Below are 24,999 nucleotides of genomic sequence, written 5' to 3'. Positions count from 1 at the left end.
TTTGAAAAAAGATAAATTAATTCTTGGCTCACGCGGAAGCGAATTAGCTTTATGGCAAGCTAATTTTGTTAAGAAAGAATTAGAGAATAAAAATAAAAACCTTGAAGTTGAAATTAAAATTATAAACACAAAAGGCGATAAAATTCTTGACGTTGCACTTTCCAAAATTGGCGATAAAGGTTTATTCACAAAAGAATTGGAAGTAAAACTTTTAAATAACGAAATTGATATTGCGGTTCACAGTTTAAAGGATTTGCAAACTGATATTCCAAAAGGATTGAAACTTGCATGCGTTACAAAACGTCATGATGTTGAAGATGTTTTAATTTCGAAAAAGAAAAAAGAAACAATTTTATCACTAAGAGAAAACGCAACCGTTGCAACCGGTTCTTTGAGAAGAAGAAGTCAATTAAAACATTTACGACCGGATATTAATATTGTAGAATTGCGCGGAAATGTTCCGACAAGAATTAATAAATTTTTGGAAAGCAATTGGGATGCAATTATTTTAGCTCGCGCCGGTGTTGAAAGATTAAAATTGCAGAAACATATTTCATCAATTATTCCCATTGACCAAATTTTACCGGCTGTTGGACAAGGTGCACTCGGAATTGAAATTAATGAAAAAAATAAATTTGCTGAAGAAATTGTTAAATCAATTCATAATGAAAATACATATTGCGCAGTAATTGCTGAACGAGCTTTACTAAAAAAATTAGAAGGCGGCTGCCAAGTTCCGATTGGTGCTTATGCAGAAGTAAAGAGCAACGGATTATATTTGGAAGGTTTGGTTGCATCTTTGGATGGTTCAATTTCGTTTAGAGCAAAAGTTAAAGGGAAAAAATCCGAAGCAGAAAAGTTGGGAAAAATTTTAGCCAACGAATTACTTAAATCCGGCGCAAATAAAATTTTAAAAGAAATAAACGAAATTAGATAATTGAGTTTACCTTTAGAAAATATAAAAATTGTTCTTACACGTTCGGAATCTCAATCATTAAATGATATTTTGGAATTTGAAAAACTTGGTGCAAAAGTTCTAAGCTTTCCCACCATTATTATTTCAAAACTTGATGATTATTCTGAAACAGATAAAATTCTTAAAAATGTAAATGAATTTGATTATATAATTTTTTCATCAGCAAATTCTGTGAAATATTTTATTCAAAGAATTGCTGAATTACAAATTCAAATTAATTTTGATAAAATTAAGATTATTGCTATTGGGAAAGGGACTGAAAAATTATTAAGTGATTCTAAAATTAAAATTGATTTTACTCCAACAAAATTTAGTGCGAATGATTTATTAAGTGAAATTTCTGATTTAGAAATTTCAAATAAAAATATTCTCATTCCCGGCTCAACAATTATGAGAAATGAATTATATAATGGATTGATAAATCTTAATGCAAATGTTACAAAGTGTGAAGTTTATCAAAATATAATTCCACAAAAAAATGAAATTAATTTAGAAAAATTTGAAGAATTTAATGCGGATTTATTTGTGTTTACAAGTCCATCCACATTTAATAATTTTTTAGAAATATTAGAAATTGAAAACCCTAAAAATTATTTTGCAGAAAAAAAAATTGCTGTAATTGGTCCAACAACAAGACAAACATTGATTGATAAAGGAATTGAGCCTAATATATTTCCACAAAATTATGATATGAAAAATTTAATTGAAGAAATTATAAGTTATTACAAAAACTAAAGGAAGAATTTTGGAAAAATTAATAAATGATTTATTTCTTAGAGCATGCAGAAAAGAAAAAGTTGACCGAACACCAATCTGGATAATGCGTCAAGCCGGTAGATACTTGCCGGAATATAGAGCTGTTAGAGCTAAAGCAGATTTTTTAACAATGTGCAAAACTCCGGAATTAGCCGCAGAAGTTACAATTCAACCGATTGATATTTTAAATGTTGATGCAGCAATAATTTTTTCTGATATTCTTGTAATTCCCGAAGCGATGGGAATGGAATTAATTATGCACGAAGGAAAAGGACCAATCTTCCCTTCTCCAATTCAAACAGAAAATGATTTTGAAAAACTAAAAATTGTTGATCCGACAAAAGAATTAAAATATGTTTTAGATGCTGTTTCACTTACAAAAAAAGAACTAAACGGAAGAGTTCCGTTAATTGGTTTCAGCGGATCTCCTTGGACTTTGATGACATATATGGTTGAGGGAAGCGGATCAAAAACTTTTTCAAAAATTAAAAAATTTATTTATTCAAATCCGAATCTTGCTCATAAATTATTGGATAAACTCTCAATTGTTATTGCTGAATATTTATCTGCTAAAATTGAAGCCGGTGCAAATGCTGTTCAAATTTTTGATACTTGGGCTGGAATTTTATCACAATCAGATTTTGATGAGTTTGTATTTCCTTACATCACAAAAATAATTACAAACATTAAAAGAACAAACGAACCGATAATTTATTTTCCTAAAGGCGTGCATTATAATTTGGAAAAATTAGTGAATTGCAGCGCAGATGTTTTAGCATTGGATTGGACAATGAATTTGGGCGATGTAAGAAAAATTGTAAATGATAAAGTTGCGCTTCAAGGAAATATGGATCCAACTGTTTTATATGCCGATGAAGAAAAAATTAGAACAGAAATAAAAAAAGTTTTGCAATCTTACGGAAACGGAAACGGACATATTTTTAATTTGGGTCACGGAATTCTTCCGGATATTTCTCCCGAAAATGCAAAAGCATTGGTTAAAATTGTAAAAGAGGAAAGTGTTAAATTTCATCAAAATTTTTAGGAAGTTATGTTTGATATAAATTTAGATTTAGTTAGAAAGTATGATCGCCCCGGACCGCGTTACACAAGCTATCCAACGGCTCCGCAATTTCATGAAAATTTTACACATAAAGATTTTCTTAATGAAATAATTCGTACAAATAATTTAGAAAATTCAAATAACCTTTCATTGTATTTTCATATTCCCTATTGCGATACGCTTTGTTATTTCTGCGGCTGCAATATGATAATTTCAAGAAATCGAGATAGAATTAGCAAATATATAAACTATCTAAAAAATGAAATTGATTTACTTCGAACTTATTTGAAACCGGAAAGAAAAGTTGCTCAAATACATTGGGGTGGCGGAACACCGACTCACCTTTTACCAAATGAAATAAAAGATTTAATTTCATATATAAATGAAAATTTTAATTTTGTCGAAAATCCGGAAAACGGCTGTGAGATTGATCCGCGTGAATTAACATACGAACATCTCGTTTCATTACGTGTAGGCGGATTCAATAGAATCAGTATGGGCGTTCAAGATTTCAATGAAAAAGTTCAGAAAGCTGTAAATAGAATTCAGCCCGAAGAATTAACAAGAAAAGTTGTTGAATGGATTCGTGAATTAAAATTTCAAAGTATAAATCTCGATTTAATTTACGGTCTTCCCTTTCAAACAGTTGCAGAATTTGAAAAAACTATTGAAAGCATTATTGATATTTCGCCGGATAGAATTGCGCTTTTTAATTATGCGCATGTTCCGTGGATGAAAAAACATATGGAATTAATTAAACCGGAAGATTTACCAACTCCGGAAGAAAAATTACAAATATTAAAAATGTCGGCAGCAAAACTTACTCAAGCTGGATATGTATTTATTGGAATGGATCACTTTGCAAAACCAAATGATGAATTATCAATCGCATTAGGAGAAAAAAAATTGTATAGAAATTTTCAAGGATACAGCACAAATGCCGGAACCGATTTATACGCTTTGGGAATTACAAGTATTAGTCAATTTGGAAATATTTATGCACAAAATTTGAAAACCGAAAAGGAATATTTTTCCGTATTAGATGAAGGGAATTTCCCTATTGCAAAAGGTTATGAAATGAATTTAGATGATATAATTCGTAAAGAAGTAATTATGAAAATTATGTGTGATTTCGAATTGGATTTTTCTCAAATTGAAAATAAATTCAAAATTAATTTTGATGAATATTTTAAATTTGGTTTGGCAAATTTAGCAGAATTGATTGATGATAATTTAATAAAATTAGAAAATAGAAAAATTACTGTATCAAAAATGGGTAGACTATTAGTTAGAAATATCGCAATAAATTTTGATGGATTTATTGAACGCAAAACCGATACAGCTAAATATTCACGAACTGTTTAATACATTCAAACCTCCGAGGTTTTTAAAACCTCGGAGGTTAATTTATTATTGTTTAGTATTTATAAAAAGTTGAAAATGAAAATTGCAGTAGTACTTTTTAATTTAGGCGGACCAGATTCTTTAGAAGCTGTTGAACCATTTTTGTTCAACCTTTTTTCTGATAAAGATATTTTTAAACTTCCCTTCGGACAAAAATTATTTGCAAAAATAATTTCAAGTAGAAGATCACCAAAAGTTCAAAAAGAATATGAGTTGATTGGCGGGAAATCACCATTAAACGAATGGACGGAAATTCAAAGAAAAATGTTGGAAGAAAAATTGCAAAATAATTTTGAAAATGTTTCTGTATTCACCGCAATGCGTTATTGGAATCCAATTACAAAAGATGTTGCAGAAAATATTAAATCGCAAAATTTTGATAAAATTATTTTACTTCCACTCTATCCGCATTATTCAATATCCACAACCGGTTCATCATTTAATGAATGGGATAGGTGTTTTACTCCAAACAAAGAAAAAGATTTTCGCGTTAATAATTATCAAACAAATCCATTATATATTTCTGCAATTAACGAAAGAATCGATCAGACAATTTTAAAATTTCCGGAAAATGTTAGAAAAGAAATTCAGCTTGTATTTAGTGCGCACGGAACTCCCGTTAGCATGGTAAAAAATGGTGATCCATATTCTCATCAAATAAAAGAAACAATTGATAAAGTGATGAAAGAACGAAAATATTCTCACAAACATCATTTGTGTTTTCAAAGTAAGGTTGGACCAGTAAAATGGCTTACTCCAGCCACTGATGTAATGATTGAAGAATTTTCTTCTCAAGGAAAAAAACATTTGTTAATTATTCCAATTAGTTTTGTATCGGATCACGTTGAAACTTTGTTTGAATTAAATATTGAATATCGGCATGTTGCTGATAAAGTTGGAATTGAAAATTACATTGTGATGGAAGGTTTAAATAATTCAGAATTATTTATAAATGCTTTGCACGAAGAAGTTATAAAAATTTTAAATAAGTAAAAATTATGAAAGGTAAAAAAGTTACAATTCTCGGTGCCGGAATTTCCGGTTTAGCAACAGCTCATTGGCTTGAAAAAGATGGATATGATGTTACAATTCTTGAGCAAAATTCCGAAGTTGGCGGAGCAATGGTTACAAAAATTGTTGATGATTTTCTAATTGATTTTGGTCCAAACAGCGGATTAGAAACAACTCCAAAAATTAAGGAATTGGTTAACGATATTGGTTTATCCAATGAAATGATTTACTCAAACGAAGAAGGAAATATTAGATACATTTTAAAAAATAATAAACTAATTCCTTTGCCGACTTCTCCATTAAAATTTTTACAAACAAAATTATTTTCTTTATCTGCAAAATTAAGATTATTGAAAGAACCTTTTATTGGAAAATCAGAAGATGGATATTATCAAAGCATTGCCGAATTTGTTGAACGAAGATTGGGGAAAGAATTTTTAGATAATGCAATTGATCCTTTTGTATCCGGAATTTTTGCTGGAGACCCAACAAAATTAAGTGTGAAATCAGCTTTCCCAAAATTATATAGATTAGAAGAAGTTTATGGCGGATTGATTAAGGGAATGTTCAAAGGAGCGAAAGAAAGAAAACTCAGAAATGAAGAATCAAAACAAAATGCAAAAATGTTTTCGTTCATAAATGGAATGCAGTCCTTTCCAAAAGCAATAGCAAAAAATTTTAAGGGACACATTTTTTATAATTGCATTGTTGAAAATATTATAAGGCAAGATTCGAAAATAATTGTTGAACTTGAACAAAACGGCATAAAAGGAAAAATTACAAGTGCTGTTTTGTTATCAACAATTCCATCTCACAGATTATCAAAGTTTTCTAATTTATTTGATACGAACTTAACAAAACATTTAGATGATATTTTTTATCCGCCGGTATTGGTTTTATTTTTAGGTTATGATAAAAAAGTTATAACTCAAAAATTAGATGGATTTGGATTTTTAATTCCTTCTAAAGAAAATAAAAGTTTTTTAGGCGCAATTTGGAGTTCCACAATTTTCATAAATAGAGCGCAAAAAGATAATGCAGCGTTCACTATTTTTGTGGGTGGAGCAAGAAATCCGGAATTTAAGGTTTCAGAAGTTGATGCAAAAATTAAAATTGTACTAAAAGAATTTCATGAAATAATGGGAATAAAATCTCCGCCAACTTTATTGCAATGGAAATTTTGGAACAAAGCAATCCCCCAATATAATTTGGGTTATATCGAACATGAAAAATATTTTGAACAATTTGAAAATGAAAACCCCGGAATATTTTTAAGTGGAAATTATCGCGGCGGAATTTCTGTCGGTGATTGCGTAAAAAACTCTTACACAAATTTTGAAAAGATTAAAGATTATTTAGCCCAATAAAAGATTTCTCATCCGTTAACCTACGGATTTGTAATGACAAATAACACTACAGTCATTCTGAGGAGCGAAGTGATGTGAGAATAATTAGAAGTCATTCCCACGAAAGTGGGAATCCAGAATTTATAATAAAAATAGATTCCCGATAGAAACATTCGGGAATGACAAAGTAGAATTTATTTTAATAGGAATCGAAATGGCAAATTATCCAGAAAAAAGATTACGAAGATTGAGATACAATCCGATTGTTAGAGATTTAATTCGCGAAACTTCTCTAACAAAAAATGATTTGATTTATCCTTTATTTGTAGCGCCGGGAGAAAACTTTAGAAAAGAAATTTCTTCAATGCCCAATGTTTATCAGCTTTCGATTGATAATATTGTTAAGGAATGTGAAGAATTAGTTTCTCTAGGAATTAAAGCAATTATACTTTTTGGAATTCCCGAACATAAAGATGAAATTGGCTCAGAAGCTTATTCCGAAAATGGAATTATTCAAAAAGCAATTCGTGCTATTAAATCTAAAATTAAAAATTTATTAATTATTACAGATGTATGTTTGTGCGAATACACTTCACACGGTCATTGCGGAATAATAAAAGGTGATGAAATTTTAAATGATGAAACAGTTTCGCTGCTCGTTAAAGAAGCTGTATCTCATGCAAAAGCCGGTGCAGATATGATTGCTCCATCAGATATGATGGACGGAAGAATTCTTGCAATTAGAAATGGTTTGGATGAAAACGGTTTTAAAAATATTCCAATTATGAGTTATGCAGTAAAATATGCATCAGGATATTATGGACCATTCCGCGAAGCGGCAGAATCAACTCCGGCATTTGGTGATAGAAAATCTCATCAAATGGATGTGGCGAACTCTTTAGAAGCTTTGCGTGAAGCAGAAAGTGATATTGCCGAAGGTGCCGATATTATAATGGTTAAACCAGCCGGTGCTTATTTGGATATTATAAAATCAGTTAAAGAAAAATATCAAATGCCGACTGCAGCATACCAAGTTAGCGGAGAATATTCTATGATTAAAGCTGCCGGAAAGCTTAACTGGATTGATGAAGAACGAGTTATGTTTGAATCTTTAATTGCAATAAAACGCGCCGGAGCAGATATAATTCTTACTTATTTCGCAAAAGATGTTGCAAAGTATTTGGATAAAATAAAATAACTTTTGTAATAAATTTTCAGTTCTTAATCTTTATCTTAATCATAATCTTATTCTGAGAACAATATAAAACAAAAGATTAAAATAAAGATTTTAAAAAAAATATTAAGAATAAGTTCAAGAGTATGATTAAGAAGAAAATAAAATTTAGAATTTAAGGTAAAAAAATGAAAATTTCACAAAGTGAAAAATTATTTGAAGAAGCAAAAAAATATATTCCGGGTGGAGTTAATTCTCCAGTTCGTGCTTTTAAATCTGTCGGCGGAACTCCTTTATTTATTGAAGAAGCAAAAGGTTCGCATTTTACTGATGTTGATGGAAATGATTTTATAGATTATATCGGAAGTTGGGGTCCGCATTTATTCGGGCACAATCCGGAATTTATAATTTCAGCATTGAATGAAGCAATTAAAAAAGGTACAAGTTTTGGCGCTCCGACAGAAATAGAAATTAAAATGGCTGAACTCATTACTGAGCTTGTTCCATCAGTCGAAAAAATAAGAATGGTAAATAGTGGAACCGAAGCAACAATGTCTGCAATTCGTGCAGCACGCGGATTTACAAATCGCGAAAAATTTATAAAGTTTGAAGGATGTTATCACGGTCACGCAGATTATTTTCTTATCAAAGCCGGCTCGGGCGCATTAACATTGGGTGTTCCTACAAGTCCCGGAGTTACAACCGGAAATGCAGCAGATACTTTAGTTGCGGAATTTAATAATATTAATTCTGTCAAAGAATTAATTTCCAAAAATAAAAACGAAATTGCAGCAATTATTATTGAACCAATTGCCGGAAATATGGGTGTTGTAAAAGCCGAAGAAAATTTTATTAATGAATTGCGCACAATTTGTGATGAAGAAAAAACTGTTTTAATATTTGATGAAGTTATGACGGGATTTAGAGTTGCTAAAGGCGGCGCTCAAGAAATTTTAGGAATTACTCCCGATCTCTCAACTTTTGGGAAAATTATTGGTGGAGGTTTACCCGTTGGCGCTTTTGGCGGAAAATCAGAAATTATGGAAAAAATCGCTCCATCCGGACCAATTTACCAAGCCGGAACATTGAGCGGAAATCCACTTGCAATGAATGCGGGATTTGCAGCTTTATCATACATAAAAGAAAATCCAAATATTTATAATTTGCTTGAAGAAAAATCATCATACTTGGAAAATGGATTTAGTAAAAATTTAGAAAAGTTAGGTAAAAATTATGCAACGAATCGTGTTGGTTCTATGATGTGCATGTTTTTCACCGAAGAAAAAGTTGATAATTTTAACTCGGCAGTAAAATCTGATACAGAACTTTACGGAAAATATTTTCATAAAATGTTAGAAAACGGAATTTATTTAGCTCCAGCTCAATTTGAAGCTTTATTTGTTTCAACAGTTCACACAAAAGAAGATTTGGATAAAACTATTGAGGCTCACTACAAGTCTTTAATTGATATTCTGTAAATCAAACAATATGTTAGTAATAACAATTAGAAAAGTTTTGTTTCACAAATGAAACAATTTGATTTATGTCAGATTACGAAATTAAAAATGATGATATTTTAGACAGTCTCGGCGAAGGCGTTTTTACAGTTGATAAAAATTTCCGAATAAATTTCTTCAACAAAGCCGCTGAAAGAATTACCGGTCACAAAAAAGAAAATGTGTTAGGTCAATTCTGCAAAAACGTATTCAAATCCAAAGTATGTTTTACGGATTGCCCAATTGCATTAGTTCTAAATTCCAAAAAAAACATTTACGATTTTGAATCGAAAATAAAATCCGTAAATCAGAATATAATTCCTATAAAACTTAACGCAGCAGTTTTACATAATGAAGAAGAAAAACCAATCGGCGGCGTAATTTCTTTTCGAGAAATTTCCGATATAGAAAGAATTAATCAAGATTTATCAAAGGATAGCAATTTCTACGGAATAATTGGAAAAAGTAAACCAATGCAAGAAATCTTTGAGTTAATTAGGGAAATTTCAGATTCCGATGCGCCGGTTTTTATTCACGGTGAATCCGGTACCGGAAAAGAGATGGTTGCAAACGCAATACAGCAGACAAGCAGCAGAAAAGACAAAGTTTTTATTAAAATAAATTGCTCAGTTTTCCCACCACATTTATTAGCAAGCGAACTTTTCGGACATGTAAAAGGAGCTTTTACCGATGCCGTAAAAGACCGACCGGGAAGGTTTGAAATTGCCGATGGCGGTACAATTTTTTTGGATGAAGTTGCTGAAATGCCGCTGCAAATGCAGCTTCAATTATTACGAGTTCTTCAAGAAGGAACATTTGAAAGAGTCGGAGAATCTATTACGCGGCGTGTTGATGTTAGAGTTATTGCGGCAACAAATATAAATATTGAGGAAGCTCTAAAAACCGGAAAATTTAGAGAAGACTTATATTATAGATTAAACGTAATTCCCATTGAAGTTCCGCCGTTAAAAGAAAGATTAGTTGATCTAATTCCGCTTGTAAAACATTTTTTAACAAAATTTTCGCTGCTTTATAAAAAGGAAATTACGGATATTGATGATGAAGCTTTGGAATTAATTTCAAATTTTGAATGGCGAGGAAATATTAGAGAACTTGAAAATGTTATTGAGTATTCGTTTGTAAGAACTAATAATTCAAATATAATTTCCGCCGCAAAACTCCCTCCGGTTGTTAGAGGAAATATTTCAAAAAAGAAATATTTTAATAAATATCTGAATGAAGATGATTCTTTTGAAAAGCATCAATTATTAGATATTTTGGAAAAAAATCACTGGAGTAAAACAAAAGCTGCTAAAGAATTAAAAATTGGCAGAACAACTCTTTGGAGAAGAATGAAACAATTTGGTATTGCTGATCAAGAGAATTAGTTCCATGTTCACTTATCGAAACGTTTCGTTCAAAAATTCATAACTTATTTATTAACAATAGATTACAGATCAAACAAACAATGTATCGGAATTATTGAAACATAATGTTCGTTTCAATAATACGATATTCATCGCTTTTAATACATTTTATTTGGCATTTTATTTGCACTTACATATCGAATTTAAATTAAAAGGAAAAAAATGAAGGAATTTACAAAACACTTATTTATTCTGATATCCTTTGTTTTAATTATTACAAGTTGTAATGATGATGAAAAGGAATTGACAATTACTCCCGGGGTAAACGGTGAATTGGCAAAAAATAGCTGCGAAGGCTGTCATACCGATTATGATTTACTAAAAGAAGTTTACTCTCCAGATCCACCATCTACGGGCGGACATGGCTGCGGTGGCGAAGCTCCACATTATGAACCTTATGATAGAGTTGTTTTACGCGGTGATGGTTATGAAGAATTTAAAAATACTGTTCATGGAAAACTTGGCTGCGTTGCTTGTCATAACGGCGTTGAAAATGCAGAAAGCAAAGATTTAAAAGCAGCTAAAGATATTGCGCATTCCGGTGATTTTATTGCAAGTCCTTCTTTAGCCGCAACTGAAAAATGCGCATCATGTCACCCGGATATAGTTGCACGTACTCACAACAGTACACACGAACAAGGCTGGGGACAAAAAAGTATGGTTACAATTCGTTATGGATTGGGAACCGGACAAGATAAATTTGATCAATTACCTCAAGAATTGAAAGACGGATATAAAGCAAATTGCCAAAGCTGTCATGGAAGTTGTGCTGAATGCCATGTTACAAGACCAGCAGCCGGCGGCGGCGGTTTATCTAACGGTCATAAATTTGCAAAAACTCCGGATATGAGAAACAATTGTACTACATGCCATGTTAGTCGTGGCGGACATGCATATTTTGGCGAAGGAATTGGAACTGTTCCGGATGTACATTTAACTAAAGCCGGATTTACTTGCATGGGATGCCATACACAAGATGAAGTTCACGGTGACGGAAATTATTATGATCAACGATACAAAAATAAACTAAAACCGGAATGTGTTGATTGCCACTCAGGATTAGAAACTGCAAATGATTTTCACAGTATGCATTTTGATGATTTTAATTGCCAAACTTGTCACTCGCAAGATTATAATAATTGCGGAAGCTGTCATGTTGGAACCGACGAAGGTGCAAGAGTTCCTTCACATCTTAAATTCAAAATTGGTATGAATCCAATTCCGGATATCAAACCTTATAAAATGGCTACATTAAGGCAATCATTAATGGCTCCGGATAGCTGGGATCATTTTGGAGTTCCAACACTTACTAATTTTGATGAAAGACCGACTTATAAATATACTACACCTCATAATATATTAAAATGGACTGCAAGAACAGATACATCTAAAATTATTTTAGATGAAAATGTAGCTCAACCTCTATGTTCGCAAGCATGCCATATTTTCAAAGATGCTGAGGGAAATATTAAAAACAAACAATATTATTTATTTGAATCAGATTTAATTGAATCTTGGGAAAAATCAGCAACTGGTCAATATACTGTAGATGGAAAACTCCCTTCGTGGTGGGATGTAAATTAAAATAAACTAATCAACTCAATAGTTATAAAGGAGAAAAAATGAACGAATTAAGAAAATTGTTTTACTTGTTGTTAATCATACCAATTTTATTTATTAACACTGGATGCAGCGAAGATGATGAAGATCCTGTTGTAGTTAATGAATCTGAAGTTCTTGTAAAATATCTTGAAGATGATATGGGTGATTTTACAAATACTTTAGCACCAGTAACAAAAAAAGCCGAAGAGGTTAATGCAGCTATTCTAGCTAATGATGCTACAATGTATGTAATTGATATTAGATCAGCAACAGATTATGCTGCTGGTCATATTAAAGGTGCTGTAAACGTTGCATTAAAAGATATTGTTACACATTATGAATCAAATAATCTTGCAAGCAAAACAACAGTTGTAATTGCTTGTTATTCCGGACAAACCGCTGGTTATGCAACAGCTCTTTTACGTTTACTCGGCTACTCAAATACTTTTGATCTTTTCTTAGGAATGTGCAGTTGGAACGACGCTACTGCTGGTGGTTGGAAAGGTGCAATTAGTAATGGAAAAGCTGCTGAATTAAGCACAACCGCAGCAGTAAAAAATGCTGCCGGAGATTTACCAGTTCTAAGCACAGGTAAAACTACAGGTGAAGAAATATTAAGAGCAAGAATTACTGAGATGTTATCAACCGCTGATCCTTTTGGTGATATTAAAGTTTCAAATGCTTCGGTATTTGCAAATCTTTCAGGATATTATATTGCTAATTACTGGTCAGAAACAGATTATAACTGGGGACATATTCCAGGAGCAGTTCAATATACACCAAAAGCAGATTTTAAACTTGCTGCTAATTTAAAAACTTTACCGACAAATAAACCGGTTGTTGTATATTGCTATACTGGAACAACATCAGCATTTGTTGCAACATACTTAAAAGTTTTAGGTTATGATGCAAAAACTTTATTATATGGTATGAACGCATTGGCTCATGATACAATGCCAGGTACAAAATTTGATGCGGCAGCACATGTTCATAATTATGAATTAGTTCAATAAAATTTATATTCTAATTTTGAGCCTCTACTTTGAGGCTCAAAATTATAAAACCGGTATTATAAAATGAATGAAATGTTAGGCAATCAATATTTTATGGCAAGAAATTATTTGGGTGCTGCAGATGCCTTTCAAAATGTTTTAAAGGATGAACCCAAAAACTTGAATGCAAAAAAGAAATTGATTATTTCATTAACTCAAATTGGTAAATTTTCAAAAGCTTTTGAGTTGTTTGCAGATTTTATAAGTGAAAATATTGATTGTATTGTAAATACAGATCCAGCTAAAGATGATTGCCCTTGTGCCGAATTAGTCAACAATCTTGAAGTAAAAAGTAAATATGGAACCGAAAGTATAACAATTTTAGAAACTCTTGGAATACTTTGGCTCTACTGCGATATTCATAATTCAATTGAGTATTTTGAAAAAGCTCTGCAATTAATTCCTAATGATGTAAAACTAAATTCCATCCTAATTATTCTTAAGAAAAAACTTAAAGAAATCTCCAACTAAATTTATCAATAAACAATTAACTGAAGTCACTCAGTTTGAGGTTTTTGTTATTTTATTTAAGAGATTTCTCTCCCGATAAAAAACATCGGAATCGAAATGACAATTGCTAAAGTCTGTCATGTCGAATCGTTTTTTGATGAGACATCTCATTTTTTCTTTGTCATTCTAATATTTTACATATTAATTAGAAGCTTTCTCCTTTATTGGCTGATATGCAAAAAAATCTTCGTAAAATCTTTTTGTATAATCATTTATTAATTCCGTAATTCTATCATAATTTTCAGAAGCAATTACTAATCCCGCATGATATTTTTTATTCAATCGCCAAACTACTTCTTTATCGTTGAAAGAATTTGTATCGGGAAATTCTTGTTTCGCTAATGAAATAAAAATTGCCGCATATTCCTTTTGGGGAATTGGTAATTTATACTCTACATTATCATTTAAATTTTCAATAATTGCCCATTCCTTCCAATAATTAATTCCCGAAGATTCTTCAATCAAATTTGCAATATTTGCACCGCCGACTCTTGCGGAAGTTTCTAAAAAATAAAATTTCCCATCTTTCGATTTTATGTATTCACTGTGAGAAATTCCCTTCTTCAATCCAAGTGATTTTATTACCTGCTTATTTAACTTCAACAAAGATTTTTCATCTTTGCTTCCAAACTTTACTGTGCGTGAACAAAAAACTCTTCCTTCATGAGCAACTTCAAAAGGCGGCAAAGCATATTCATGCGTTAAAGCATATTGAATTTTATAATTAAAAATTATTGAATCAACGTGATAAATATTTCCTTCAATAAATTGCTCCAGTAAATAATAAGATTGTTCATCGCCCAAATTATTTATGGTTTCCCAAGCTTCTTCTTTTGAATATAATTTTTTTAATCCAATTGCGCCAGCTTGCGAGCGGGGTTTAAGAATATACGGCGGTTGATTTGAATCAAGGAAATTATTTATTTCATTATGATTTAAAACATGAACAAAATTCGGGATTGAAATTTTATCTTCTTCAGCTTTTTTTCGCATTGCTAATTTATCTCTGAAATAACGAGCAGTTGTTTCGCCCATTCCTCCAATTCTTAAATGCTCTCTTAACTTTGCGGCTTTCTCAACATCAAAATCATCAAGCGCAATTATTCTATCAATTTTTTCGGTTCTTGCTAAATAGCTGATACTCTTTGTAACATTTTCCATATTCCATTCATTCTTATTATCCGGAATAAAAAATATTTCATCAATAAAATCTCTTGGCCAATTTGCATCAATTAAACTTTGCGATGTAATTAATAAAACTCTGTTCCCAATTTTTTTACATTGAATTAAAAAATCGAATCCTTTCTCATAACTTGCTAAACACAAAACCGTTAGTGGATTTTCAGTTTTCATTAATGCCTCGTGTGAGTTTTTTCTAAAATGCGTAATTATTTTTTTTAATTCAATATTAATTGTTCTTAAAAGCAAAATTGTAGAATGGTTTAAAGTTGCATAAATTTACTTTTGTAAAATTAAATTTTGAATTGGGGAACATATGAAACAGTTTTTCAAATTTACATTTGCCGCTATACTTGGATTTTTTATTTCACTTTTTATTTTGGGTATATTTTTTTTCATTTTCACATTTGCAATAATTTCTACTATTGATACCGAAGAAACCGTTACCGTTAAAAGTAATTCTTTGATGGAAATTAAATTAGATTTTGAATTGCAAGAAAGATCTTCGAAAGAACCAAATTTTAGTTTCGGTACAATTCCCTCTTTTGAAAAAGTAATTGGATTAAACGATTTATTAAAAAGTATTGCTTCAGCAAAAGATGATTCAAAAATAAAAGGAATTTATTTAGACTTAGATAATTTCGTTTCTCCGGGAATTTCTAAACTAACGGAAATCAGAAATTCATTGTTGGAATTTAAGAATTCTAAAAAAATAATAATTGCTCACGGAAATACAATCAGCGAGGCTTCATATTATTTGGCAAGCGTTGCGGATAGCATTTATTTAACTCCCACCGGAAATATGGAATTTGACGGATTCGGAATTGAACTTACATTTTTCAAAAAAACTCTTGAGAAACTTGATATTGAAGCTCAAATATTTCAGCATGGAAAATACAAAAGTGCAACTGAACCATTCCGACTTGAAAAAATGAGTGAAGATAACAAAGTACAATTAAATAAATTTTTAAATTCAATTTATGATAAAATTATTTCTGAAATTTCTTCGAATACAAAAATTTCATCACAAGAATTAAAAAATATTTCTTCTGGATTAAAAATAAATTCCGCCGAAGATGCCCATAAATACGGACTAATCACAAATTTGAAATACGAAGATGAAGTTGATTCTATTCTCGCAAAATTGGTGAATGGTTCAACTGAAGATGAGGCAGAAAAAATTTCGTTTAAAAAATATTTTAAATCAGAAAATGTACAAAATGGTTCGAGCAATAATAGAATTGCCGTAATTTATGCAAACGGTGAAATTACAAATGGTGATGGTGATGAAGGTACAATCGGTAAGGAAAATATTGTAAAATCACTAGACAAAGCAAATGAAAACAATAGAGTTAAGGCAATTGTAATGCGCGTAAATTCTCCCGGTGGTTCAGCATTAACCTCGGATTTAATTTGGAGAAAAATAAAATTAATTAAAAGTGAAAAACCAATTATTGTTTCGATGAGCGATTTAGCGGCTTCCGGCGGATATTATATTTCATGCGCCGCAAATAAAATAGTTGCAGAACCAACAACATTAACCGGCTCAATTGGAGTTTTCGGAATTATTCCAAATGCTCAGAAATTTTTTAATGAAAAATTAGGAATTACATTTGATGAAGTTTCCACAAGTGAAAACTCCGGCTGGGCAACAATTACAAATCCTTTAAATGAAGTTCAGAAAAAATATATTCAAAACCAGATTGAAGAAATTTATGTTGATTTTGTTTCGCGTGTTGCAGAAGGAAGAAAAATGACTTTTGCACAAGTTGATTCAATTGGACAAGGTAGAATTTGGAGCGGAATAAACGCAAAAGAAATAGGTTTGATTGATACTCTTGGAGGAATAAATTTAGCTTTAAAAATTGCAGCAGAATCTGCCGGAATTAAAGATTATAAAATTGTTGAATACCCAACTCAGAAAGAAACTTTTGAAAAAATTATGGAAATGTTTTCTTCAAAAATTGGAATTGATTTTAATAAATATTTATTTGGTGAGCAACTAAATCAAATTGAAAAATTATCAAAAGCTTTGAAGTACACCGGAATTCAAACAAGGTTACCGTTTGAATTTGAAATTCGATAAAATCATTTCTTTTAAGAAGATGCTATCTTTCTAAAAGATGGCATCTTTAATTTAAACCTCATTCTGAGTATTCACTATTTATCGGAACGACATGAGAATCTCATTCTTTATAATTGTGAGATTTCTCACCCAATAAAAAACATTGGATTCGAAATGACATCTCGCTTTTCTTTGTCATCTCGAACGTTTCTTAGTGAGAGATCTCTTATTAAATTTATGAGTTTTATTTTCTGATAAAAATTGTCGTTGTCGAAATGACGAACTTCAAATTAATATATATACATTTTTTGAAAAGATGGCATATTTAAATTTCAAATTCTGAAACCTTTGGAAGATTTTAAAACCCCAAGAATAAATATATGATTTTCTGTCATTTCGGTTTCCATATATTTTTGATGAAATACCGTAATCTTAAAAACTAATAGATGCCGGAACAAGTCCGGCGCACAATTAAATTTTTATTTGAACTGTTGTAAGAATTTTAATAATAAAATTTAAATCCAATTCTCGCCATCAATCCGCTCATATCAAATTCTCTTTCTAAAATTTTCTTTCGTCCAATCATTGGATCATTAATTTCATATGTCCAGCTTGGATGAGAAGAATGATATGTAATTTCTGCAACAAAATCCGAATGTCTTCCTAATTGATAAGCAACGCCGAAACCTAATCTCCAGTTAAAATCAAACGCGCCTTCAAATTCATTTTCATTTGTATTTTGATAATTTCTATAAAATATTAATAACGCTTCAACTCCAACTCCACCGGTTACAAATGATGATAATCTTTGGTTGATTTGAAATTTTGCGGTCATATTAAATAATACCGGAATACTGTGAAGATTAGTTTTTGCGCGAACTTCATTCAATTCAGATTCAAAGAACCCATAATAATCATTAAATTCTTCAACCAAAATTTGATCTACATAATTTTTGTTAAACCAGTCAACACTCCAGCCGATATCAAAATTTCTATCAATATATTTTCCACTTTCGTAACCAATAATAAATCCGGATTCTGTTGCCGATGGACCGAAATTTCCTAATTTTATTGTTGATGATTTTGACAAATTTTGTTTTGAAAAATATGATCTCGGCTGTGAATAAACCAGCGCAGAAAAAATTAAAAGGATAAAAATTATTCGTTTCATAATTACCTCTAAATCTAATGACGTAATTATAAAACAATCATGATGCCAAAAAATGAGTTGAAAATTTGATGATTTACCGCAATAAAAATTTAGAATTGTATATTATTTTCTACAATGAATAATAAAAGCGACAATTGTTTTTAAATTATAAATAGATTTTTTCCAAAAAAAAAGAAATTTTAAAAAGTAATTACTTTATCCGAATTTAAAGTTAAATCTGTTAATTCTTTCATATTACTTCTTTCAACGCCATCAATTAAATTTATTTCTGTAAATCCTCTTGCATCCATACATGTTCCGCATGCTTTAACTTTTCCACTTTTAAGAATTACAGATTTCAACATTCTTTCAATATTATAATAACCTTGAGGTGTATTCTGATTTGGAATTCCACATCCAACTGCATCTGCCATCAAAAATATTGCTACTTCTATTTCTGAACTTTCTTTCTGAATGTTCATTGCAAGTCTTAATGCATTATATGCTTTCTCAGTTCCATACGGTGCATCGTTAATAATGATTAATATTTTCATTTTTCATTCCTTTTTTTTGAACAAATTTTTATTCTTTATAAATAATATTATACTTAGCAATTAATCTGTGAAGCGATCTTCTATCCAATCCGCATTCTATTGCAGTTTTTGTAATGTTGCCTTTATTTTTTTTCAAATGATATGATAGATATTCAGTTTCAAATTCGCTTATTGTTTTATCTTTTGCATCATTATATTGAAGATTTAAAATGCTGTTTGAAATTGGCAAATCATCTTTTAAAATATATTTTGGTAAATCTTCTTTTTGAATTACGTTTGATGTTGATAAATAAAATGCTCTTCCAATCATATTTTGAAGTTCTCTAACATTTCCCGGCCATTGATATGATTTTAACAATTCCTTTGCATCAACAGAAAAATTTTTAATCTGTTTATTTTCTTTTTCGCAAAGTCCTTTTAGATAATGCTCAAGTAAAGGCATAATATCATCGGTTCTTTGTCGCAATGGCGGAATATGAATTTGCATATTATTTAGTCTGTAAAATAAATCTTCTCTAAAATTTCCATTTGTAACTTCTTTTTCTAAATCTTTATTTGTTGCGGCAATAATTCTAACATCGATATCAATTTCTTTTTGTCCGCCGACTCTTCTAATTTTTCTATCTTCAAGCATTCGTAAAAGTTTAATTTGCAATTGCAAACTCATATCGCCAATTTCATCAAAAAAGAAAGTTCCTTGATTTGCAAATTCAAGCAAGCCGGGTTTGGTTTTTACGGCTCCGGTAAAAGCTCCTCTTTCGTGACCGAATAACTCGCTTTCAAAAAGATTTTCTGGCAAAGCTCCGCAATTTACCGGGACAAATGGATTTTCATCTCTATTGCTTAATTTGTGAATTACTCTTGCTACAAGTTCCTTTCCGGTTCCGCTTTCGCCGATTATTAAAACATTCATCATTTGCGGCGCAATTATTTTTACTAAATCTATAACTTCTTTCATTTCGGGACTTTTATAAACTATTCCCGAATTTTTAATAATTGGATCGGTCTCATCATTAATTGAAGTTTTAACTGCAATCGCTTCTAAAGCTTTATCAATACATTGAAATAATTTTTTTGATGTAAAAGGTTTTTCAATAAAGTCGAAAGCGCCTAACTGCATTGCTTCAACGCTTGCTTCTATTGTTCCGTAACCGGAAATGATAATCACATTTGCTTGTAGATGATTTTCTTTAGCACACTTTAAAATATCAATCCCGGAAAAATCATTCATTTTTAAATCAGTAATAATTAAATCAAACTTTTTTGTTTTAATTAAATCAAATGCTTTCTGTGGCTCAAGAATGGCAGTAATGTTAAAATTATTTCTGCTTGAAAGTATTTTTTCCAAGCCAATAAGCATTTCTTTTTCATCATCTATTAAAAGTACTTCAAACATTGTTTTCCCCCAAAAATGTTATTATGAAAGTGGTGCCTTTATTAATTTTACTTTCACATTTTATTTCTGCATTATGATTTTTACAAATATTTTGTACAATGTATAAACCTAAACCTGTTCCCTTTCCGGATTCTTTATTTGTGTAGAAAGGCGAAAATATTTTTTCTATTGATGTCGCATCTATTCCGGTTCCGTTGTCATTAACAATTAATTGAATTTTATTATTTTCCGATAAATTAATTTTAATAATTATTTTTCCATTTGCTCTTAACGCATCAAGTGAATTACTTACTAAATTAAGAACAACCTGCTCAATTTGATTAGGATCTCCAAAAATTATTGCTTCAGAAATTTCTATTTCTTTTAACAAAACAACTTTTCTTTTTTTGATTAACGGCTCAAGCATTTCAATGCTATTTTCTACTAATTTATCTAAATCAAAACTTGAAAATGTTTTTGCCGATTTTTTACTATGCTTTAAAATATTTCCGGTAATTTTAGAAATTTTTTCAATTTGATTATTTACCACATTTAAATCATCAATGTATTTTGATAATAGTTTATTATTCTCGGCTTCGTAAACTAAATAATCTGCTCGTGACATAATTATTGCAGAATGATTATTTATATCATGCGCCATTGATGCAGTAAGCTCGCCGAGTGTTACCATTTTATCGGCTCTCTGCAATTGTTCAAAATGCATTTCTTCAATTTGTCCGCGCGAATATTTAAGTTCATTTACCATTCTATTGTAATGATAATGTAAAATCGAAAATTCGTCTTTTCCGGAAGCTGGTAAATTTAAACTTAAATTACCTTTTTCAACTTCTCCCAATGCTAAAATAAAATTATTCAAAGGCTTGTTTATATATTTATTAAAAATTATATAAAATGAAAATGCTAATACAAAAATTAGCAGCAAGCCAAAAAATATCATGTGAAAAGAACCGGTATAAAAATTAACTTCGGCTTTTGTTAAATCCGTATCAACATCAAGATAAGAAATTACTTTATCATTGTTATGGCATGTTTGGCATCTTTCTTCCATTTTAATACGTTGAATTGCAGTATATGTATTTGTTTTTTCGTTAAGAGAAATATTTCTTTTTACAATATCAGATAATTTTGATTTCAAATGCCCGGGTTCAACAACATCAATTTTCTTTCCAATTTCTTCTTTATGAATTGCATATTTAATTGTTCCATCGCTGTTTAAAATTCTTATGTGTTCCACAGATTTATTTTGTCCAATTTGCTCAACAATATTTTGAACATTTTTTTCATCGCCTTTCATCATGGAATTGTTGAGTCCAAAAATCATTAAATCAATTGCTGCCCCAACCATAATTACGGATCTGTCGTGAAAATTTTTGCTAAACTGATTTAATAAAAATCCAACCGGAATTCCAATACTTAGAATAATTATAATTATTGAAAGTGCAATAAACTTTGTTTTTATCGTAGGAAACATTTTGCCTCTAATTTATAAAAAATATTGTTGTGACAAACTTGCCACACTGTCACTTGGTTGTCACACCAAGAACTTAATATTTTATAATTGTTAAATATCCAAACCAAATTTACTAATTATTACTCTTATAAAAACATCGAAATTAGATTAAAATCAAATCTTTTTGAAAGAAGTAAATTAAGATGATTTATATTAATAAAATTTATTAGTGGCATAAGTATTGTAAGTAATAAGTTAATATGGGAAAAATGTTAATAATATCAAACGATGATCAAATTTACAATTCTTTAGAAAATTTATCTAAAGAGTTTGGATGTGATTATAGTATTTTCAAAAACTCGAAAGATCCGTTAGATATTGTTTCAGAAGTGTTAAGTAAAAATTCTACTTTAGTTATTTTGGATGACGATTTTATAGCACCAAATTCTATCAGATTACTCGAGACTATTAAAAAAGTAAATCCAAAACTTTCTATAATTTTTATAACATCCAACTTAAGTATTGAATTAGGAAGAGCAATAAATAATATAGGCGTAACATTTTATTTAATTAAACCGATTGATACGCTCAATTTAAGAGAATTTATTAATTCAGTAAGAACCCAAAATCAAAATTTACTTTACTAATCAACAAATAGGAGGAGCCTAATGCTCAAAAAAATAACTATAACAATGCTGCTTTTCTTCCTTTCTTTTGGAATGATAAACAGCCAAACACTTGAGGTAAAACCATATGGTTTATCTGACCGAAGTATAGTTGCAGATACCAATGATATTTTTACAGTAAAATATAATGGTTTATCGAACGTTGGTGTTGGAACAACAGTTTACTTAGCTGGCGAAGCAGTTGATACAAATTTCACAAGCCCGGCTTGGAATATTGTTACAAAACCAAGTGGTTCAACAGTTGCTATTTTAGGAAATCAAGATTTAAGCGATACTAAAAAAGCAATTTCTTTAGTTCTTGATTTGGAAGGAACTTATGTAGTTGAGTTTACTGATGGCGGTATGACAAGTTCAATTACATTAAATGCTGCAAAATTTGTTGGTATGCCTGCAACTGGTTTATCATGCGGAACGTGCCACACTGCTGAAAAAGCAAGCTGGATGGAAACTGGTCATGCTAATACAGTTAAACCATATACTGATGATCCTGCAGGACATTTTGCAAATAGATGTATGAGCTGCCATACAACAGGTTATGATGCAGCCGCTTCAAATGATGGTTTTGACGATTTTGAATTTGTTTTCCCTGCAGCTTTAGCTGAAGGAAATTATGATGCATTGGTCGCAGCTTATCCAAATGCAATGCAGAGAGCAAATGTTCAATGCGAAGCTTGTCACGGACCAGGAAGTGCTCATAATGGTGTTGTTGCAGATAGCAAAATGGTTTCAGAAGCATCAAGTGCAACTTGTGCATATTGCCACGATGCAGGTACACATCACGCAATTCCAGCATTATTTACAGAAGCTGGTTTAGATGCAACTGAATATGATGGTCGTGGATTCCATGGCGGACATACAGTTGGTGCATTTGTAAGTTCTACAAATAGAGATGGATGTTCACCTTGCCATAGCGGTGCAGGATATGTTCAATGGATTAAAGAAGGAAGACCAGTTGACGCTTTAGGCTTACCAGCTAAAACTGCTGTTAGACCTGATCCAACAAATTTTACTTGCGTAACTTGCCATGATCCTCATAGTGCAGAAAATCCATATCAATTAAGAGCTACTGAAACAGTTTTAGGTGATGGAACTGTTTTATCATTTGAAAAATTTGGAACAGGTGCTCAATGTATGGATTGCCACAGAAGTAGAAGACAAGCATCTACTTATGCTGAAGACATAAAAAATGGCAGTGCACATTTTGGTGCTCATCATGGACCGCAAGCTGATATGCTTTTAGGTAAAAATGCACCTAATTATGGTGTTGATTTTCCAAGTTCACCACACGCAATTGCCGGCGGAAATGCTTGCGTTGATTGTCATATGGCTGGTGAAAGCGCATTTGATGCCGAAGGTAATTTGTTAAAATTCGGCGGACATACATTTAACATGAATAATGAAGAAGGTGAAGATAATGTTGAAGCTTGCGAACCTTGTCATGGAAATGTTGGAGAAACTTTCAAAGAGAAAAAATATTATATCAATGGAAGCGCAGATTTAGATGGTGACGGAACTGCAGAAGGTCTTCAAGAAGAAGTTCACGGTTTATTGGAAGAATTAGCAACATATTTGCCTAAAAATGCAGACGGCGTAGTTTTAATTCAATCAACTGCTGATTTTACAACCGCTGCTGATGATAGTTTAACTCCAAGAATTATGAGAGCCGGTTATGTTTATTTCTTTGTTGAAGAAGACAGAAGTCTTGGTGTTCACAATCCTCAATTTACAATTGCAATGTTAAAAACTGCAATTTCTGATATGAAGGGTGAACTTGTTGATGTTAACGAATTCACTAATAGTGTACCAACAGATTATAAATTATCACAAAATTATCCAAATCCATTTAACCCAACTACAGTAATTAATTTCTCAATTCCTGAAGCAACAAATGTTAAAATTACAGTATTTGATGCAATTGGCAGAGAAGTTTCAGTTTTAGTTAACAAACAAATGAATGCCGGAAATTACAATGTTGATTGGAATGCAGCAAATAATGCCGCTGGTATTTATTTCTACAGAATTGAAACAAGTAATTATGTTTCTACAAAGAAAATGGTATTACTCAAGTAATTTAATTTGCCTCTACTGTAAGTGAATGATATAAACCCGGCTTTCGAGTCGGGTTTTTTTATCTTTAAAATAAATTTATGCTTTAATTATTCTTTTTCAATTTTTATTTTAACTTTATAGTCCTTGGAAGGAATTTCTATATTGATTTGTGGATAAGGAAAAACTTCAACAAGTTCAATTCTATAACCAAATAAAAGTGTGTCTGCGTTAAAATAATTTATAGATGTGTGTAAAGTAAAATCTTCAAAACTATTATTTTTCGAAAATCTAAATTTTATTTCTGCATCACCTTCCCAAACACAAATTGCATCAATTGGACATCTTGAATCACCAACTAATTCTGTAAATTGAATAGAAATATTTTCATCATCATTAACTAATTTTTGATTGTACTCAATTATTATATCATCAAACAAATTAAATGACTCAGTTTCTGTAATTGAATCACTGCAAAAAGTAGTTAAAACTAAAATCGAAATAGTAAAAAATATGATTCTCATAATATTGTATAATTTTTAATTTAAATTTGATTCTATTAGATAAAAAAATCAATACAATATTTTTGGGAATAAAATCGGGAAGTGAAAATTATAGATTTATAAAGAATTGTTAGAAAATTTTTGTAGTCACCG

At 30.8% G+C, this 24,999-nt stretch carries 21 protein-coding genes; 15 read left to right on the top strand and 6 right to left on the bottom strand.

The genetic code is table 11. From position 1 onward, the window contains the following. Position 1: 1 nt before the first annotated feature. The 12 genes from hemC (at position 2) to IPH62_10230 (ending at position 13,778) form a co-directional block, all read left to right on the top strand. Positions 2–937, top strand: a complete 936-nt coding sequence (hemC, locus tag IPH62_10285) for a hydroxymethylbilane synthase (protein MBK7105659.1) — start codon at positions 2–4, stop codon at positions 935–937. Further along, positions 938–1,711: a uroporphyrinogen-III synthase gene (locus IPH62_10280; GenBank protein MBK7105658.1), complete on the top strand. Its 774-nt coding sequence runs from the start codon at positions 938–940 to the stop codon at positions 1,709–1,711. Positions 1,712–1,721: 10 nt separating this feature from the next. Further along, the gene (locus tag IPH62_10275; GenBank protein MBK7105657.1) at positions 1,722–2,777 is read left to right on the top strand and encodes a uroporphyrinogen decarboxylase; all 1,056 of its coding nucleotides are present in this window, start codon (positions 1,722–1,724) and stop codon (positions 2,775–2,777) included. Positions 2,778–2,783: 6 nt separating this feature from the next. Next, complete coding sequence (gene hemN, locus IPH62_10270) at positions 2,784–4,160, top strand: oxygen-independent coproporphyrinogen III oxidase (GenBank protein MBK7105656.1); 1,377 nt, start codon at positions 2,784–2,786, stop codon at positions 4,158–4,160. Positions 4,161–4,235: 75 nt separating this feature from the next. Beyond that, positions 4,236–5,192 (top strand): ferrochelatase, encoded by a 957-nt coding sequence (gene hemH / locus IPH62_10265; protein ID MBK7105655.1) that lies wholly within the window; start codon positions 4,236–4,238, stop codon positions 5,190–5,192. A 5-nt stretch (positions 5,193–5,197) separates the two neighbouring features. Next, positions 5,198–6,577, top strand: a complete 1,380-nt coding sequence (gene hemG / locus IPH62_10260; GenBank protein ID MBK7105654.1) for a protoporphyrinogen oxidase — start codon at positions 5,198–5,200, stop codon at positions 6,575–6,577. A gap of 193 nt (positions 6,578–6,770) precedes the next feature. Beyond that, positions 6,771–7,754: a porphobilinogen synthase gene (hemB, locus tag IPH62_10255; protein ID MBK7105653.1), complete on the top strand. Its 984-nt coding sequence runs from the start codon at positions 6,771–6,773 to the stop codon at positions 7,752–7,754. A gap of 164 nt (positions 7,755–7,918) precedes the next feature. Continuing rightward, positions 7,919–9,208 carry a glutamate-1-semialdehyde 2,1-aminomutase gene (hemL, locus tag IPH62_10250; GenBank protein ID MBK7105652.1) on the top strand — a complete coding sequence of 430 codons (1,290 nt, stop codon included), beginning with the start codon at positions 7,919–7,921 and terminating at the stop codon, positions 9,206–9,208. 65 nt (positions 9,209–9,273) lie between these two features. Next, on the top strand, positions 9,274–10,614 hold the full coding sequence (locus tag IPH62_10245; GenBank protein MBK7105651.1) for a sigma 54-interacting transcriptional regulator: 1,341 nt from the start codon (positions 9,274–9,276) through the stop codon (positions 10,612–10,614). Between the two features lie 201 nt (positions 10,615–10,815). Further along, positions 10,816–12,237 (top strand): hypothetical protein, encoded by a 1,422-nt coding sequence (locus IPH62_10240; GenBank protein MBK7105650.1) that lies wholly within the window; start codon positions 10,816–10,818, stop codon positions 12,235–12,237. A gap of 38 nt (positions 12,238–12,275) precedes the next feature. Then, positions 12,276–13,268 carry a rhodanese-like domain-containing protein gene (locus tag IPH62_10235; protein MBK7105649.1) on the top strand — a complete coding sequence of 331 codons (993 nt, stop codon included), beginning with the start codon at positions 12,276–12,278 and terminating at the stop codon, positions 13,266–13,268. 63 nt (positions 13,269–13,331) lie between these two features. After that, complete coding sequence (locus IPH62_10230) at positions 13,332–13,778, top strand: hypothetical protein (protein MBK7105648.1); 447 nt, start codon at positions 13,332–13,334, stop codon at positions 13,776–13,778. A 180-nt stretch (positions 13,779–13,958) separates the two neighbouring features. Here the strand turns inward: IPH62_10230 and IPH62_10225 are convergent, their stop codons facing one another. After that, positions 13,959–15,170, bottom strand: coding sequence for an ATP-grasp domain-containing protein (locus IPH62_10225; protein ID MBK7105647.1), 1,212 nt, complete (start codon positions 15,168–15,170; stop codon positions 13,959–13,961). A 142-nt stretch (positions 15,171–15,312) separates the two neighbouring features. Between IPH62_10225 and sppA the strand changes: the two genes are divergently transcribed. Beyond that, positions 15,313–17,082 (top strand): signal peptide peptidase SppA, encoded by a 1,770-nt coding sequence (sppA, locus tag IPH62_10220; GenBank protein MBK7105646.1) that lies wholly within the window; start codon positions 15,313–15,315, stop codon positions 17,080–17,082. Positions 17,083–17,563: 481 nt separating this feature from the next. Here the strand turns inward: sppA and IPH62_10215 are convergent, their stop codons facing one another. The 4 genes from IPH62_10215 to IPH62_10200 form a co-directional block, all read right to left on the bottom strand. Beyond that, positions 17,564–18,232 carry an outer membrane beta-barrel protein gene (locus IPH62_10215; protein ID MBK7105645.1) on the bottom strand — a complete coding sequence of 223 codons (669 nt, stop codon included), beginning with the start codon at positions 18,230–18,232 and terminating at the stop codon, positions 17,564–17,566. A gap of 179 nt (positions 18,233–18,411) precedes the next feature. Then, entirely contained in the window at positions 18,412–18,765 is a 354-nt protein-coding gene (locus tag IPH62_10210) for a DsrE family protein (GenBank protein MBK7105644.1), read from the bottom strand. A gap of 28 nt (positions 18,766–18,793) precedes the next feature. Further along, on the bottom strand, positions 18,794–20,161 hold the full coding sequence (locus tag IPH62_10205) for a sigma-54-dependent Fis family transcriptional regulator (GenBank protein MBK7105643.1): 1,368 nt from the start codon (positions 20,159–20,161) through the stop codon (positions 18,794–18,796). Next, entirely contained in the window at positions 20,154–21,632 is a 1,479-nt protein-coding gene (locus IPH62_10200) for a HAMP domain-containing histidine kinase (GenBank protein ID MBK7105642.1), read from the bottom strand. The genes IPH62_10205 and IPH62_10200 overlap by 8 nt, the downstream gene beginning before the upstream one ends. 248 nt (positions 21,633–21,880) lie before the next feature. Here IPH62_10200 and IPH62_10195 point away from each other — a divergent pair, with 248 nt between their 5' ends. Next, entirely contained in the window at positions 21,881–22,258 is a 378-nt protein-coding gene (locus IPH62_10195) for a response regulator (GenBank protein ID MBK7105641.1), read from the top strand. A gap of 21 nt (positions 22,259–22,279) precedes the next feature. Continuing rightward, positions 22,280–24,367, top strand: a complete 2,088-nt coding sequence (locus IPH62_10190) for an ammonia-forming cytochrome c nitrite reductase subunit c552 (protein MBK7105640.1) — start codon at positions 22,280–22,282, stop codon at positions 24,365–24,367. Between the two features lie 86 nt (positions 24,368–24,453). On the opposite strand, the gene IPH62_10185 is transcribed toward IPH62_10190, so the two are convergent. Then, entirely contained in the window at positions 24,454–24,867 is a 414-nt protein-coding gene (locus tag IPH62_10185; GenBank protein MBK7105639.1) for a hypothetical protein, read from the bottom strand. Positions 24,868–24,999 lie beyond the last annotated feature (132 nt).

This window comes from Ignavibacteriota bacterium, assembly GCA_016708125.1.
In the GTDB taxonomy this organism is placed as follows: domain Bacteria; phylum Bacteroidota; class Ignavibacteria; order Ignavibacteriales; family Melioribacteraceae.
Note: the sequence above shows the minus strand (reverse complement) of the source record. Positions and strands in the feature narration are given on the sequence as shown.